The 14,746-nt window shown below is 62.8% G+C and carries 16 protein-coding genes and 1 pseudogene; 16 read left to right on the forward strand and 1 reads right to left on the reverse strand.

Annotation, left to right across the window (positions count from 1 at the left end; all coding sequences use genetic code 11):
* Window positions 1-2 precede the first annotated feature (2 nt).
* The 16 genes and pseudogenes from EOA49_RS02815 to EOA49_RS32515 all read left to right on the forward strand — a co-directional run bounded on the left by EOA49_RS02815 (window position 3) and on the right by EOA49_RS32515 (window position 14,035).
* Complete coding sequence (locus EOA49_RS02815) at window positions 3-1,133, forward strand: glycosyltransferase (protein ID WP_127240306.1); 1,131 nt, start codon at window positions 3-5, stop codon at window positions 1,131-1,133.
* Entirely contained in the window at window positions 1,130-2,224 is a 1,095-nt protein-coding gene (locus EOA49_RS02820; protein ID WP_095826277.1) for a glycosyltransferase, read from the forward strand. Before EOA49_RS02815 ends, EOA49_RS02820 begins: the two co-directional genes overlap by 4 nt.
* Window positions 2,221-3,330: a glycosyltransferase gene (locus EOA49_RS02825; RefSeq protein ID WP_095826276.1), complete on the forward strand. Its 1,110-nt coding sequence runs from the start codon at window positions 2,221-2,223 to the stop codon at window positions 3,328-3,330. The genes EOA49_RS02820 and EOA49_RS02825 overlap by 4 nt, the downstream gene beginning before the upstream one ends.
* Before the next feature lie 23 nt (window positions 3,331-3,353).
* A pseudogene (locus tag EOA49_RS02830) lies at window positions 3,354-4,310 on the forward strand (UDP-glucuronic acid decarboxylase family protein); the annotation flags it as partial.
* A 452-nt stretch (window positions 4,311-4,762) separates the two neighbouring features.
* The gene (locus EOA49_RS02835; RefSeq protein ID WP_066991972.1) at window positions 4,763-4,921 is read left to right on the forward strand and encodes a DUF3309 domain-containing protein; all 159 of its coding nucleotides are present in this window, start codon (window positions 4,763-4,765) and stop codon (window positions 4,919-4,921) included.
* A 189-nt stretch (window positions 4,922-5,110) separates the two neighbouring features.
* Window positions 5,111-6,214, forward strand: a complete 1,104-nt coding sequence (locus tag EOA49_RS02840) for an inositol-3-phosphate synthase (RefSeq protein ID WP_067320599.1) — start codon at window positions 5,111-5,113, stop codon at window positions 6,212-6,214.
* Entirely contained in the window at window positions 6,211-6,804 is a 594-nt protein-coding gene (locus EOA49_RS02845) for a histidine phosphatase family protein (protein ID WP_067320596.1), read from the forward strand. Before EOA49_RS02840 ends, EOA49_RS02845 begins: the two co-directional genes overlap by 4 nt.
* Before the next feature lie 13 nt (window positions 6,805-6,817).
* Window positions 6,818-7,918, forward strand: a complete 1,101-nt coding sequence (locus EOA49_RS02850; RefSeq protein ID WP_095802764.1) for a glycosyltransferase — start codon at window positions 6,818-6,820, stop codon at window positions 7,916-7,918.
* Complete coding sequence (locus EOA49_RS02855; RefSeq protein ID WP_127240304.1) at window positions 7,918-8,721, forward strand: sugar phosphate nucleotidyltransferase; 804 nt, start codon at window positions 7,918-7,920, stop codon at window positions 8,719-8,721. The genes EOA49_RS02850 and EOA49_RS02855 overlap by 1 nt, the downstream gene beginning before the upstream one ends.
* A gap of 2 nt (window positions 8,722-8,723) precedes the next feature.
* Complete coding sequence (locus tag EOA49_RS02860) at window positions 8,724-9,485, forward strand: TIGR04290 family methyltransferase (RefSeq protein WP_095827600.1); 762 nt, start codon at window positions 8,724-8,726, stop codon at window positions 9,483-9,485.
* Window positions 9,478-10,410, forward strand: coding sequence for a beta-xylosidase (locus tag EOA49_RS02865; RefSeq protein ID WP_127240301.1), 933 nt, complete (start codon window positions 9,478-9,480; stop codon window positions 10,408-10,410). The genes EOA49_RS02860 and EOA49_RS02865 overlap by 8 nt, the downstream gene beginning before the upstream one ends.
* Before the next feature lie 22 nt (window positions 10,411-10,432).
* Window positions 10,433-11,497 carry a glycosyltransferase gene (locus EOA49_RS02870; protein WP_127240299.1) on the forward strand — a complete coding sequence of 355 codons (1,065 nt, stop codon included), beginning with the start codon at window positions 10,433-10,435 and terminating at the stop codon, window positions 11,495-11,497.
* Complete coding sequence (locus tag EOA49_RS02875) at window positions 11,494-12,486, forward strand: GNAT family N-acetyltransferase (RefSeq protein WP_127240297.1); 993 nt, start codon at window positions 11,494-11,496, stop codon at window positions 12,484-12,486. The genes EOA49_RS02870 and EOA49_RS02875 overlap by 4 nt, the downstream gene beginning before the upstream one ends.
* Entirely contained in the window at window positions 12,483-13,391 is a 909-nt protein-coding gene (locus EOA49_RS02880; RefSeq protein WP_127240295.1) for a class I SAM-dependent methyltransferase, read from the forward strand. The genes EOA49_RS02875 and EOA49_RS02880 overlap by 4 nt, the downstream gene beginning before the upstream one ends.
* 64 nt (window positions 13,392-13,455) lie before the next feature.
* Complete coding sequence (locus EOA49_RS02885) at window positions 13,456-13,674, forward strand: hypothetical protein (protein ID WP_066992288.1); 219 nt, start codon at window positions 13,456-13,458, stop codon at window positions 13,672-13,674.
* Window positions 13,675-13,858: 184 nt separating this feature from the next.
* Window positions 13,859-14,035 (forward strand): hypothetical protein, encoded by a 177-nt coding sequence (locus EOA49_RS32515; RefSeq protein WP_082953720.1) that lies wholly within the window; start codon window positions 13,859-13,861, stop codon window positions 14,033-14,035.
* A 9-nt stretch (window positions 14,036-14,044) separates the two neighbouring features.
* Here EOA49_RS32515 and EOA49_RS02890 read toward each other — a convergent pair whose 3' ends face one another.
* Window positions 14,045-14,629 (reverse strand): sigma-70 family RNA polymerase sigma factor, encoded by a 585-nt coding sequence (locus EOA49_RS02890; RefSeq protein ID WP_348626855.1) that lies wholly within the window; start codon window positions 14,627-14,629, stop codon window positions 14,045-14,047.
* Between the last annotated feature and the right edge of the window lie 117 nt (window positions 14,630-14,746).

Below are 14,746 nucleotides of genomic sequence, written 5' to 3' on the forward strand. Positions count from 1 at the left end.
GCATGCATTTTGTATTCTACACCCATTCCGTCGTTTCCGATTGGAACCATGGCAATGCGCATTTCCAGCGCGGCATCATGCGCGAGCTTGTTGCGAACGGACACCACGCCCTCGCGCTCGAACCCGCGGACGGTTGGAGTCGTTCGAACCTTCTGGCCGAGCAAGGCCCCTTCGCCGTCGAGCGCTTCCGGAAGGATTTTCCCGAGCTGATGCCGGTGACCTACGATGCGTCCTTCGATCACGAGGCCTGGATTGCGAAGGCGGATGTGGTGATCGTCCATGAATGGACCGATCCAGATCTTGTGGCGCGGATCGGGCGGGCCAAGCTCAACGGCGGCAAGTTCACGCTGCTGTTTCACGACACGCATCACCGCGCCGTGTCGGCGACGCAGTCGATCTCGGCACTGAACCTGGAGCACTATGACGGCGTCTTGGTCTTCGGCGAGGCGTTGCGGGAGAGCTACCTTCGCGCCGGCTGGGGCCGACGGGCTTTCACCTGGCATGAAGCAGCGGACGAACGGTTGTTCAAACCCTCTCCCGAAGTCGACGCCGTATCGGATCTGGTCTGGGTCGGCAACTGGGGCGACGACGAACGCAGCGCCGAAATCCACGAGTTCCTCGTCGCGCCGGCACGCGAGCTTGGCCTGTCGGGAACCGTTCACGGGGTGCGCTACCCAGCGCAGGCGCGGGCCGCGCTCGCCGACGCCGGCTTGCGCCACGAGGGTTGGATCGCAAATGCCGACGTCCCGAAAGCGTTCGCGCAGCATCGCGTGACGGTGCACATCCCGCGCCGACCCTATCGGGACCATCTGCCGGGCATTCCCACGATCCGCATGTTCGAGGCATTGGCCTGCGGCATTCCCCTCGTCTCTGCGCCATGGTCGGACGTGGAAGAGCTGTTCCGTCCCGGCAAGGACTTTCTGTTTGCCCGCGACGGCTCCGAGATGCGCCAGCACCTGCGCGACGTGCTGCACGACGCCGCGCTTGCGAAGGCTCTGGCGGCAGCCGGGCTGGAAACCATCCTGGCACGGCACACATGCCGGCGCCGCGCCGACGAATTGTTCGACATACTCGCCGCATGCGGCAATCGCCATGCGGTTGACGGGGTGCCAACAAGGGAGGCCGCCGCATGAAGATCGCCTTTTACGGATCCAGCCTGCTGTCGTCCTATTGGAACGGCGCCGCCACCTATTATCGCGGCCTGCTGAAGGCACTTTCCCGGCGCGGTTACGACATCGTCTTCTACGAGCCGGACGCCTTTGACCGGCAGAAGCACCGCGACATCGAGGTTCCCGACTGGTGCGACGTCGTCGTCTACGAGGCGACGCCGGATGCGCTGATGCAAGTCGCTTGCTGCGCCGCGCAGGCCGACATCGTGGTCAAGGCAAGCGGTGTGGGCTTCGAAGACGAAGCGCTGTTGCGCGCCGTGCTCGACCACGCCCGCAATGACGCGCTGACGGTGTTCTGGGACGTCGACGCCCCGGCGACGCTCAGCGAATTGCGGAACGATGCCGGCCATCCTCTCCACGAGGAGCTCAAAAGGATCGCCCTCGTGCTGACCTATGGCGGCGGAGATCCCGTCGTGTGGGACTATAGGGCGCTTGGCGCCGCCGAATGTGTGCCGATCTACAACGCGCTCGATCCCGAGACGCATTTCCCCGTCGCCCGAGATTCCCGCTTCGCCTGCGATCTCGCCTTTCTCGGCAATCGCCTGCCGGATCGCGAGGCCCGCGTGGAAGGCTTCTTCCTCGAGCCGGCCGGTGCGCTGGAGGACCAGAAGTTCCTGCTCGGCGGATCAGGCTGGGGCGACAAGCCGATGCCGGCGAATGTCTCCTGGCTCGGCCATGTCGGCACTCGAGACCATAACGCCTTCAATGTCACGCCGAAGGCGGTGCTGAACATCAGCCGCGACAGCATGGCCAGCAACGGCTTTTCGCCGGCAACGCGGGTGTTCGAGGCGGCCGGCGCCGGTGCATGCCTCATCACCGACGCCTGGGCCGGTGTCGAGCTGTTCCTTACGCCTGGCGAGGAAATCCTGGTGGCGCGAGACGGCGCCGACGTTGTCGAGATCATGTGCACGCTCACACCAGGGCGCGCAAAGGCGATCGGGGCGGCAGCGCTTCGGCGTGTTCTGGCCGAGCACACCTACACACTGAGGGCTGAACGGGTTGACGCAATCTTAAAGGCGCATTTCGAGCGCGAGACCGTGGAGGCCGCAGAATGACGAAGGCACTCGATATCGTGTTCCTGGGTCTTTCTCTGTCCTCTTCCTGGGGCAATGGCCATGCGACGACGTTTCGGGGGCTGCTGCGGGGCCTCGACGAGCTCGGCCATCGCGTCACCTTCTTCGAACGCGACGTGCCCTGGTACGCGCACCACCGCGACCTGCGCGACCCCGATTATTGCGACTTGCGCTATTACGACACCGTCCAGGAGCTTCGTCGCAGCCATGAACGAGACCTTCAGCAGGCCGATGTTGTGGTCATCGGCTCGTTCGTGCCTGAAGGCAGGGCGGTCATCGACGACCTCGCGTCGCTGTGCACCGGGCTATTCTGCTTCTACGACATCGACACGCCGGTGACGCTGGCCAGGATTGCCGAGGATGACTGCGACTATCTCGCGCGTCGGCAGATTCCCTATTTCAACCTTTATTTCTCCTTCACGGGCGGACCGACCCTCCATCGCCTGGAGCTCGAATTCGGCGCGCGTCGGGCCGAACCGCTCTATTGCTCCGTCGACCCCGAGCGGCACCATCGAAACCGAAATGTGATCAAATGGGATCTAGGCTATCTCGGCACCTACAGTCCGGATCGGCAACAGACCCTGGAAACGCTTCTGCTCGAGCCTGCGCGTCGACTGCCGGATCGACGCTTCGTGGTTGCGGGCTCGCAATACCCGCACGATATCGACTGGCCCGATAATGTCGAGCGGATCGAGCACCTGCCGCCGGCCGAGCATGCCGGATTTTATAGCCGGCAGCGCTACACGTTGAATGTGACACGCACTTCGATGGTCGAAGCCGGATGGTCGCCCAGCGTCCGGCTTTTCGAAGCAGCGGCGTGCGGGACGCCGATCATCAGCGATCGCTGGCCCGGCCTCGACAGTTTCTTTCCGGCTACGGCGATACAGACGGCCGGCAGCGCAGATGATGTGACGGGAATTCTTCTGGGACAGCCCGACCGCGCCAGGCTCAGCATGGCCAGGCAGGCCCATTCGCTGGTCCTGGAAAGACACACCGGAGTTGCTCGGGCACGAGAGTTCACGTCGATGCTGGCGCGGGCAAGGCAGACACGTCCGGTGCTCGATCTGGATGTCGAAAGTGCAGCATGACAGGCAGACAGGAGAACACACAGATGCGGCGTTCAAGAAAGGCCCAACAGACACGGACGGCGCTTGTCGCCGGCGGTGCCGGTTTCCTCGGTTCGCACCTATGCGAGGCCCTGTTTGGCATCGGCTATCGCGTGATCTGCATCGACAACTTTCTCACCGGCCGAATGGAGAACATTACGCCGCTTATCGGCCAATCGCGCTTCCGGTTGATCGAGCAGGATATCTGCAGCCCGCTGGAACTGGGTGAACCGGTCGACCGTGTCTTCAACCTGGCATGCGCGGCGTCACCGCCCCGCTACCAGGCCGATCCCGTTCATACCACGCGCACCTGCGTGGTCGGGTCGCTCAATCTCCTCGAGCTTGCCGTTCGCGACGGTGCACGCTTCCTGCAGGCATCGACCAGCGAAGTGTATGGTGATCCCGAGCAGCATCCGCAGCGTGAGGACTATCTCGGCCATGTGAACTGCACCGGCCCGCGCGCCTGCTACGACGAAGGCAAGCGCACTGCGGAGACGCTTTGCTTCGACTACCTTCGGGCCGATCGGGCCGACGTGCGTGTCGCCCGTATCTTCAACACTTATGGCCCAAGGATGGACCCCGCCGACGGTCGCATCGTCTCGAATCTGGTCATGCAGGCACTTGAAAAGCGGCCGATGACGATATTCGGCGATGGCCGGCAGACGCGATCCTTCTGCTACGTCACCGACCTGGTCGAAGGCCTGTTGCGGCTCATGGACATCGAGCCCAATCCGCGCCAGCCGATCAATCTTGGCAACCCCGGGGAATTCACCGTCCTCGAACTGGCCGGCCTGGTGAGGGAACTGACCGGCACCAGGTCGCCCGTCAAATTCCTGCCTTTGCCGGAAGACGATCCCCGCCGGCGACGCCCCGATATAGCCCGTGCGAAGGAGCTTCTCGGATGGGCCCCCAAGGTGCCTCTCCGGCAGGGCCTGCTGCAAACGGTCGTCTACTTCGCCGAACTCGACGGCAGCGCGACCGTGTCGCCCGCCACCGCGACCAACAGGTCCGGGGCAGACGGAGTTGAAACCGGCGGCCCGCAGGATCCCGATGCGTCCCGCGTTCTTTTCACCGAAGCGGAACATCCGACCGAGATTCTGGTTGGGCCCGATAACCGGCACGGAGAACGCAGTCGTGCAGTCGAAGCGATCAGCCAAGGACATCGAGCAGATGGCGGCCGCGGAAACCGCCGCCTTCCTGCGACGAGCCTCCATCACCTACCTCGAATGTTGCGTCAGCCTGATGATGACGCATCTTCAACGCGAAGAAGTCGCAACCATCCTCGAGCGGGAAGCTGACATGCTGCGCAGGCTGGACTGAGCCCCCAGCGCCTCAGACGAATGACGAACAAATAGCATATGAGCCCCGCAGTCTGAGGTCCGAACGTCCACCTCGCCAATGAAGGGGACCCGATATGAGTCTCGGCACAATCCTCATTATTATCCTGATCTTGTTGCTGATCGGCGCGATCCCGGCCTGGCCGTATTCGTCGGGCTGGGGCTATGGGCCTTCGGGCGTGCTCGGCGTCATACTTGTCATCCTGGTGATCATGGCGCTCATGGGCCGGATTTGAGGCCGAGCGGGCGAGATTCCATTAGCCGCACTCCGAACGTCGCGTCCTGCGCTGGCCTCGGAGACAACGCGGCAACGGGAGTATTGAACGTCGACCGCATCGGCGAATTTTCCACCTCTCAAGGAACATTCCTGACCGGTCACAGTTCGGCGCGAGGAACTTACCTCCAACAATAGAGGCGGCGGTTTCGTGACATCGAAAAAGGTTCGCATCGGCATCGTCGGTGTCGGCAATTGCGCATCCTCCCTAGTGCAAGGCCTCACCTATTATCGTCAGGCAAAAAGCAACGAGCCGATCCCCGGGCTAATGCATGCCGATCTCGGCGGCTACCATGTCGAAGACATCGAGGTCGTCTGCGCCTTCGACGTCGCCAAGAGCAAGGTCGGGCGCGATGTGGCCGAAGCAATCTACAACGCCCCGAACAACACCTTCCGTTTTGCCGATGTGGCGCCGATCGGCGTGCGCGTGCAACGCGGACCTACACTCGACGGCATCGGCAAATATCTGCGCGATGAAATCGAGGAAGCGAATGAGCCGGTCGCCGACGTGACCGCAGGCCTTCGGGAAAGCGGGGCCGAGGTGCTGGTGTCCTATCTGCCGGTCGGCTCGGATGCGGCAACCCGCTATTATGCCGAATGCGCGTTGGCGGCCGGGTGCGCTTTCGTCAACTGCATACCGGTCTTCATCGCTTCGCGGCCGGAATGGCGCCGCCGCTTCGAAGAGCGCGGCCTGCCCCTGATCGGAGACGACATCAAGAGCCAGGTCGGCGCTACCATCGTTCACCGGCTGCTCGCCAATCTGTTTCGGGAGCGCGGGGTGCGCATCGACCGCACCTACCAGCTCAACTTCGGCGGCAACACGGACTTCCTCAACATGCTGGAGCGTGAGCGGCTGGAATCGAAAAAGATCTCCAAGACGCAGTCGGTCACCAGCCAGATCGATGTACCGCTCGAGCCCGGCAACATCCATGTCGGACCCAGCGATCATGTGCCTTGGCTCACCGACCGCAAATGGGCCTATATCCGGGTCGAAGGCACGACCTTCGGCGGCGTCCCGCTGAATGCCGAACTCAAGCTGGAAGTCTGGGATTCCCCCAACTCCGCCGGAGTGGTCATCGACGCGGTGCGCTGCGCCAAGCTGGCGCTCGATCGCGGTATCGCTGGGGCGCTCACCGGGCCTTGCAGTTATTTCATGAAGTCTCCGCCGGAGCAGTTCACCGATGCCGAAGCCCGCCTGCGCACCCTCGCCTTCATAGCCGGTAGGGGCGAGCCGATGCTCGACGCCGCGGAATGACAACGACTATTTTCCTCGTGCGGCATGCTGCGTATGACAATGTCGGCCGCTATCTGGCAGGCCGCCAGGATATCGATCTTGGCCAAACCGGCCAGGCACAGACGCTGCGTCTGGCCCGCCGTCTGGCGAGGGAACCGCTCGCGGCCATTTTCAGCAGCCCGCGCAAGCGCACCTTGGAAACCGCGAAACCGATCGCTGTCGCCTGCAATATCGAGCAGATCGGAATCTGCCAGGAATTGGACGAGATCGATTTCGGCGCATGGTCCGGCAAGACATTCGAAGAGCTGGCCGATGACGCCGCCTGGCGGATGTGGAACGACCAGCGACAGAGCGCCCGAACACCGAGCGGCGAGACCATGCAGGACACCCAGCAGCGGATCGTCGACCTCATGGACGTGCTTCGCGAACAGGCCCCAAACCGATGCGTTGCACTGATCAGTCACGCGGACGTCATCAAGGCTGCGGTGTGCAAGGTGCTTGGCCTTCAGCTCGGCGACTGTTTTCGCTTCGACATCGAACCTGCCTCGATCACCACCGTCGTCCATGGCGACTGGGGCTCTAAGCTCATTCGCCTGAACGAAATCGCCTGACTGGAGCTGCCCGATGCGCATGGTGATCTTCGGCCTCACGGTCACCTCTTCCTGGGGAAACGGACATGCCACGCTTTGGCGCGGGCTGATACGCGCGCTGGCGCCACTCGGCTGGTCGATCAGCTTCTTTGAGCGCGACACGCCCTACTATGCCGGCGCAAGGGATCTCACCCATCTCGATGGCGGCCACGTGGTGCTCTATCCGGGATGGGATGATATTGCCCAGGCTGCGGCAATCGCGGTCCGGCAGGCTGACGCGGTCATCGTCACCTCCTACTGCCCGGATGCTGTTGAAGCCTCACGCCTCGCGCAGGAGAGTTGCCGTGGGCTCAAGGTGTTCTACGATCTTGATACCGCGGTGACGCTCGCGCGCATCGAGCAGGGCGAGCAGCCTCCCTATTTCGGTCCAGAAGGCCTTCGCGATTTCGATTTGGTGCTGAGCTACACCGGCGGCGAGGCACTCGGTGCGCTCAAGTCCATGCTGGGGGCGCGCCGCGTCGTGCCGCTCTACGGTCATGTCGATCCGGAGCGTCATCGGCCGGCAAAGCCCAGGGCCGAGTTTGCCGGCGATCTGTCCTACCTCGGCACTTATGCCGCGGATCGCCAGGCCGGCGTCGAGAAGCTGCTCGTCGCGCCCGCTGTCCGGCTGCCGGATCGCCGTTTCGTCATTGGCGGCGCTCAATATCCGCAGGAATTTCCGTGGAGCGACAACATCTTCTTCGTCAGGCATTTGCCGCCTGCCGATCATCCGGCCTTCTTCTGCTCGTCACGCCTCACCCTGAATGTCACCCGCGAGGCCATGGCGCGCAAGGGCTGGTGCCCCTCCGGCCGGCTGTTCGAAGCGGCTGCCTGCGGCGCCGCCATCGTTTCCGACGACTGGCCGGGTCTGGACGACTTCTTCGAGCCCGGCTGCGAAATCCTGCTTGCACATTCCACCGACGATGTGGTCGCCGCGCTCGGTTTGTCGGACGGCGAGCTCGAGGCGTTGCGCCGCCGAGCCCGCGAACGCGTCCTCGACGAACACACATCCGCACGCCGCGCCGCGGAACTGGACCGGATTCTGGTCGAAGCCGCCACCGCGCCAGCAAGCGAACCGATGAAGGAAACAGTCTGATGTTGGGTATCGTGCCTGCGGCGGGGCGCGGCAGCCGCATTCAACCGCTGGGTTTTTCCAAGGAACTGCTCCCGGTTGGCAGCCGGATGGACGGGCAAACCGAGCGTCCGTGCGCGGTCAGCGAGTATCTGGTGCGCCGAATGGTGCGCAACGGCGTCGACAGGATCTGCTTCATCATCGGTTCGGGTAAGTCCGATATCCTCGAATACTATGCGGCCGGCTATGACAGCGCGGCCGCGATTTTCGTGGCCCAGCCCTCTCCCGTCGGTCTTTGCGACGCGATCTTCCGCGCCGCCCCTCTCGTCGCGCCGCAAGAGACCGTCCTGGTCGGTCTGCCGGACACGATCTGGTTCCCCGAGGACGGCTTCTGCCATCTGCCGGACGACCGGCTGTCATTCCTGCTGTTTCCTGTAGACCGTCCCGAGCTTTTCGACGCCGTGGTCGTCGATCAGGACGGCCGCGTCGAGCAGATCCAGGTCAAGCAGCAGGACGCAGCCACCGACTGGGTCTGGGGCGCGTTCAAGATGCCGGGCTGCATCTTTCAGCGGCTCGCGGCGCTTTGGCGCGAGCGGGACGGCTGCGACGAGTATTTCGGAACGCTGGTCAATGCTTACCTTGCCGTCGGCGGTGAAGCCTGGGGCGTCAAGGCAGGCTCGGCCTATGTCGATGTCGGCACCTTCAACGGCTACCGCACGGCGCTCCGGCTGCTTGAAAACAACGACGCCTGGGAAGACGAAGACACAGCGATATTCGTGCCGCCGAGCCGCTCGCAGGTGCCATCCTTGCCAGGCGAAGGAGGCTGACCGTGCTGCATTCCGACGCGGAAATTCGCCGCCGTATCGATGCGCTTGGACCGTGGTTCCACAACATGGAACTGGCGGGCGTGGAGACCGCTCCCGACCATTTCCTCGGCAACTATCCTCTGGTGAAATGGCAGAAATTCGCGGATGCGATCCCGGCCGATCTCTCGGGCAAGTCGGTGCTCGATATCGGCTGCAACGCCGGGTTCTATTCCATTGAAATGAAGAAGCGAGGCGCCGATCGCGTGCTCGGCATCGATTTCGACGTGGACTATCTGACGCAAGCGCGTTTCGCCGCCGAAATCGCCGAGTGCGACATCGAATTCCGGCAATTGTCGGTCTACGACGTCGGCGCGCTCGGCGAGACCTTCGACATCGTGCTCTTCATGGGCGTGCTTTACCATCTACGCCACCCGTTGCTGGCGCTCGACCTGATCCGCGAGCATGTTGCGCGCGACTTGATGGTCTTCCAGTCGATGCAACGCGGGAGCAGCGAAATCCTCGCGCTCGAACAGAACTATGATTTTTGGACGCTCGACCTGTTCGATCGAACCGAATTCCCGAAGCTGCACTTCATCGAGCACCGCTACGCCGACGATCCGACCAACTGGTGGATCCCGAACCGCGGCTGCATCGAGGCGATGCTGCGCAGCGCCGGCTTCCAGATCCTGCTTCACCCGGAAGACGAGGTCTACTTCTGCCGCGCGTCCGATGAGCCGGCGGGTGAAGGTGCGGTTTACCCGTCGAAAGGACGAAATGATGATTGAAGCCGCCATGATCTGGAACGAGCCCAACAACAAGTCGCATTGGGACCCAGAGCTCGATCCGGACTGGAGCCGCTTCGCCGGGATGACGATCATGGCGGCGGACGCGATCGGGCTTGAAAACCCGGCGATCACCAGGGTGCTTGGCGGCATTTCGCCGATCGATGCCGGCTTCATGTCGCTGATCAAGGGATATGGTGTCCTCGACCATGTCGACGCCGTCGCCGTGCACGGCTTCCCGCTCGACTGGAACCTTTGGCAGATCCACGAATGGCCGCAAAAGCTCGGCGAGATCGCCCAAGTTACCGATCTGCCGATTTGGATCAGCGAAGTCGGCGTGTCGAGCTTCGGCGCCGAGGAGGTCCAGGTCTGGGGCCTGCGGCGGACGGCGGAGCTTCTGCTGGGCAACGCGCCCCGCGTCCAATGGTATAGCCTTTATGATTTGCCTCATGCTTGGGGAGCGACCACACGGCATCGCGAGGTGGAAGGCTCTTCCTATTACCGTCATTTCTACATGGGTCTTCTGCGCGAGGATGGCTCGCCCAAGCCCGCGCTCGAAGAGTTCGTGCGGCACACTCCGGAAATGGGCCTCGTCCAGTGGTTCCATTTCGAGGACCACCGGCTGGACGACGCCGTCGCCTGGATGAAGCGGCTGGGCGTCACCAATCTGCGCACCGGCCTCTCTTGGGCCGACAGTTTCAGACCGAATGCCCTCGATTGGTTCGACCGCCAGATGGAAGCCCTGGCAGACTTCAACGTCACCATCACTTTCTGCTTCACGCCCGAGCACCGAGGCCTGCAGCCTCATCACACCAGCCCGCCACAGGCGCCCGAAGAGTTCGCCGAGTTCTGCGCGAAGATGGTGCGCCGCTACGCACCTGGCGTGCGCGACGCCGCGATGCCGATGCGGCGGGTCTCGGCCGCATGAGGTCACTTCGGCTCGATCAGCCATGACGCTTACCGTGCTCAACGTCGCCTATCCGCTTGCGCCTGTCGGCCTCGATGCGGTCGGCGGCGCCGAGCAGGTGCTGTCGATGCTGGATCACGCACTGGTCAGGCAAGGCCATCAATCCATCGTCGTCGCCTGCCGGGGCTCCAGCGCGGCCGGGACCCTGGTCGAGACGCCTGCCGAAACAGGCGCGCTCGACGAGACGGCAAAGAGCCGCGCCCAGGACGCGCACCGCGCGGCGATCGCAGCCGCGCGTGCGCGCTGGCCGATCGATGTCGTCCATCTGCATGGCATCGATTTCGATGCCTATCTTCCCGATGACGGCCCCACGCTCGTGACACTGCACCTGCCGCTTGCCTGGTATCCGGCCGGAGTGCTGAGCCCGGCCCGTGAAGACCTGTGGCTGCACGCGGTCTCGGAGGCGCAGCAAGCAACCGCGCCGGCCGGATCGAGACTGATCGCGCCCATCCCAAACGGGGTTGACGTCAATGCGCTTGCCGCCCCCCGGTCGCATCGCAATTTCGCGCTCGTGTTAAGCCGAATATGCCCGGAAAAAGGCATCCACCTGGCGATCGACGCCGCGAAGCGCGCTGGAGTGCCGCTTGCAATAGGAGGGCAGATATATCCCTACCGGACACATGTTCAGTATTTCGCCGACGAGGTGGAGCCTCGCCTCGACAGGCGGCGGCGTTTCCTGGGACCGCTCGGGTTTTTCGCCAAGCGGCGGCTTCTCAACGCCGCCCGCTGCCTGGTCATTCCGAGCCTCGCCGCGGAGACGAGCTCGCTCGTTGCCATGGAAGCCCTCGCCTGCGGCACGCCGGTTGTGGCCTTCCCGAATGGCGCCCTGCCCAATGTCGTTGAGCACGGCAAGACCGGGTTCCTGGTCAATGATATCGACGAGATGGCGATGGCCATCGACGCTTCGGCCGACCTCGACAACGAAACATGCCGGGCCGAGGCGCGAGATCGGTTTTCGCTCGATCGCATGGTTTCGGCCTATATGGATGCCTATCGGGCATTGGCAAAGCTCGGCGAGTCCCGCACACATTTGGGAGTCGCCGGATGAGCGGCCTGCGTGCCGATGTCATCCGCGACCAAGATGCGCTCGACGGTCTAGAGCAGCATTGGTGGTCGCTCTGGTCGCAATGCGGCTCTGCTACGCCTTTCCAGTCACCCGCCTGGCTCCTGCCATGGTGGCGGACATTCGCGCCGGGCGATCTCTCGGCGATCGCCGTGTGGAACGGAAACGATCTCGTCGGCCTGGCACCACTCTACCTCGAACGGCACGCTTCCGGTTTGCGCCTGCTTCCGATCGGAATATCGCTGAGCGACTATCTCGACATTCTTTGCGCACCCAAGTTCGAAGAAGCCGTCGGTATCTTGATTGCCGAGACTGTGCTTTCGCTCGAATGGTCGCAATGGATCCTGCCGGACCTTTGGAGTGAAGCCGCATCCCTGGAGCTTTTGCTGCCCGATATCGACGAGAGCCAATCTACCTGCCATGCCGCCTGCCCCGTGCTTGCCTTGGCTGGCGACGAGACGCTTGCAGGGTGCGTTCCCGCGCGGCGAAGACGCCAGCTGCGTCGCGCGCTGCGAGCCGCGCAACGGAGAGGCCGGGTGACGATCAACCGGGCGGAGGCCGCGCCGGAGATATTTCTCGGTCAGCTGATCCGCCTGCACGACGCCCGCTGGGCCGGACAGGGCGGCGGCGTGCTGACGCAAAGCGCGATCGAGTTTCATCGCAATGCCTTGCCCCGTCTCGCCGCGAGCCATTTGGCGCGGTGCTGGCTGATGGAAATCGACGGCGCCGTCGTCGGCGCCTATTACGGTTTTCATCACCACGACCGCGCCTATGCCTATCTCGGCGGCTTCGACCCCGCTTACGCATCGGAGAGCCCCGGCGCCATTCTGATCGGCAAGGCTATCGCCGAAGCCGTTCAGGACGGCGCGCGAGAGTTCGATTTTCTACGCGGCCGGGAGAGCTACAAATACAGCTGGGGAGCAAAGGACCGATGGACCATACAACGGGTCTGGACCCGGAGCGCCTCGCCATGACCACAGCAGAGCGAGTGAGGTCGACCGCGAGGCATATCCTCGAGGATTGCATGGCGACCGACCTGTCCGCCGAAGTCGCGGTCGCCAGATTGGCAGTCGAGACGGATATGCGCGCGCCAGAATTGGCGGACGTCGCATTGGACATGCGTACAAGCGCTGTCGAGCAAAGGGGCTGGCTCAAGGACATCGCTGTGCTTCTTTCAGGCAAGGCAGATGCCTTCGATAGTCTGAGGTCAACGGCAGCTTCGGTTTGTCATGACCGTCTGCGCGGCGAAACCGGTGAGATGACGATCCGCCGGCTGGCCGAGGGCTTTGACGAGGCGGTCGCCATCTCTCCGGCGGCCAGCGTCCAACTTTCGTCGCTTGGCGACGAGGAAAAGCTTACGGCTGCAACGGCCGAAATCGTCTCCTGGCTGGAGCGACAGGATTTTACCGGCGCGGACAAGACAATACTCGATATCGGCTCCGGCATCGGCCGCTTCGAATGCGCGCTCCACGCCAGAGCGAAGCATATCGTCGGCATCGATATCTCCCCCAGGATGGTTGCCGTCGCGCGCCGACGCTGCGCCGGTCTTGGCAATGTTGAATTCCGCCGGACCTCCGGCCTCGACCTTGGCGAATTCGTCAATGCGGGTTTTGATGGCGTGCTGGCGGTCGACAGCTTCCCTTACCTGGTACTTGCCGGCGTCGCCGAGCGGCACTTTATCGAAGTGGCGCGCGTGTTGCGGCCAGGAGGGATGGCGGCAATCCTCAATTATTCATATCGGATGTCGCCCGCCGCCGATTCCTCCGACATCGGCCACCTCGCCCGAATATGCGCCATGGACGTCCTCATCGATGGTGAGATGCCTTTCCGTCGATGGGACGGCACCGCCTTTCTTATTCGTCGTACCGGCGGAACATAACCGACGGACCGAAGTTCGGGCCCCAAACCACTTGCGCAGAAGCTGGAAGACCCAGGAGAAGAAGATGGCGTCCGGCGGTAAGAAACACATGGGACGCGGCAGTCAGGGCAAAGGTGCCGGGACCGGAGCGAAGACGACGGTTCCGAAAGACATGATTGGCGAAAATGACGTCCTGTCGAACCGGGATAAGAAGCAGCATACAAAAGAACGCGGCCTCGACAGCAATCGGATCAAGTCCGATCAGTATCAAGACCACGCGGCAAACCGGATTCCGGAAGACTGAATCTTGCGGGGACTATCGCAAGACTTTGCCGGCTCGGAACGGATCAGTTCAGGCAAAGGGTTTTCGCTCCGCCACGATCTGCTGCGGGGCTGAAGCTGATCGGCGGCTGGAAGCGCCTTGCAAACTCCGGCCGTGTATGGTCTCAAGTGAATCTAGAAGGGGCCACATTTGCTAAGAGAATGCCATGTCTCGTCCGAGCCAGCGCGATCCCGTCAGCCAGGCAAGCCTGGGCATAGACCAAGAGATCGCGTCGTTGTTGACCGCCATTGAGCAGGAAAAAGTTCCTGATCGCCTGGCTAAGCTCGCGATCGAGTTGCAGAATGCGCTGATCGAGAAGCGCCGGTGCAAAAAGGAGAACTGACGACAAGCCTCATCGATGCCTGTCAGCGCTTCTGTCCCAGTGATCTTCCGCGAGATGGTCGTGTCTTTCGACCAGCGCTTGCGATGAGCTTTCATCAAGGAATTCCAGGACGCTTGCACGCGCCCGGTTGAGACGGCTTTTAACGGTCCCGACCGCGCAATCGCATATCTCCGCGGTTTCTTCGTAGCTGACGCCCAGCACACCGATTAGCGTCAGTACCTCGCGCTGATGTATCGGAAGCTTCTGGATGGCGCGGTAGACCTCCTTGGTCCGAACGGACCAGTCCTGCGAGGCTTCCGAAATCGGCCGGCTGGAGGCGCAGTCAAGCAAACCGGGCGCTTCCCTAGCTGCCGCCTTGACCCGCGTGTAATGCGTATTGCGCATGATGGTGAAAAGCCAGGACTTCAATCGCGTCCCCGGCTCGAACTTGTCCAAATTCGCAAGCCCCTTGGTCAGGGTCTCCTGCACCAAATCGTCGGCATCATCGGGCAAGCGGCAAAAAGTGCGCGCAAAAGCACGCAAGGCAGGAATGAGGTCGACGACAGCGACCTCGCCCGGTACGCAGTCAGGCACGGCATGGCCTTTGGGTAACACGGTTCTCACCCCAGCAGAGAGAGTTGATGGGCATTGATTAGGGAGAATGCGTGACGATGATGATCGTTCCTGTTGTAAGCGAACTTGCTTGAACGCCTTCGCCAACCCCCGGCGTCG

The sequence above is a fragment of the Mesorhizobium sp. M1A.F.Ca.IN.020.04.1.1 genome (assembly GCF_003997315.1).
Taxonomy (GTDB): Bacteria; Pseudomonadota; Alphaproteobacteria; order Rhizobiales; family Rhizobiaceae; genus Mesorhizobium.

Coding starts and splice junctions, on each gene's coding strand:
- EOA49_RS02815 (WP_127240306.1), top strand. CDS start 3: ATGCATTTTGTATTCTACACCCATTCCGTCGTTTCCGATTGGAACCAT.
- EOA49_RS02820 (WP_095826277.1), top strand. CDS start 1,130: ATGAAGATCGCCTTTTACGGATCCAGCCTGCTGTCGTCCTATTGGAAC.
- EOA49_RS02825 (WP_095826276.1), top strand. CDS start 2,221: ATGACGAAGGCACTCGATATCGTGTTCCTGGGTCTTTCTCTGTCCTCT.
- EOA49_RS02835 (WP_066991972.1), top strand. CDS start 4,763: ATGAGTCTCGGCACAATCCTCATTATTATCCTGATCTTGTTGCTGATC.
- EOA49_RS02845 (WP_067320596.1), top strand. CDS start 6,211: ATGACAACGACTATTTTCCTCGTGCGGCATGCTGCGTATGACAATGTC.
- EOA49_RS02850 (WP_095802764.1), top strand. CDS start 6,818: ATGCGCATGGTGATCTTCGGCCTCACGGTCACCTCTTCCTGGGGAAAC.
- EOA49_RS02855 (WP_127240304.1), top strand. CDS start 7,918: ATGTTGGGTATCGTGCCTGCGGCGGGGCGCGGCAGCCGCATTCAACCG.
- EOA49_RS02865 (WP_127240301.1), top strand. CDS start 9,478: ATGATTGAAGCCGCCATGATCTGGAACGAGCCCAACAACAAGTCGCAT.
- EOA49_RS02870 (WP_127240299.1), top strand. CDS start 10,433: ATGACGCTTACCGTGCTCAACGTCGCCTATCCGCTTGCGCCTGTCGGC.
- EOA49_RS02875 (WP_127240297.1), top strand. CDS start 11,494: ATGAGCGGCCTGCGTGCCGATGTCATCCGCGACCAAGATGCGCTCGAC.
- EOA49_RS02880 (WP_127240295.1), top strand. CDS start 12,483: ATGACCACAGCAGAGCGAGTGAGGTCGACCGCGAGGCATATCCTCGAG.
- EOA49_RS02885 (WP_066992288.1), top strand. CDS start 13,456: ATGGCGTCCGGCGGTAAGAAACACATGGGACGCGGCAGTCAGGGCAAA.
- EOA49_RS32515 (WP_082953720.1), top strand. CDS start 13,859: ATGTCTCGTCCGAGCCAGCGCGATCCCGTCAGCCAGGCAAGCCTGGGC.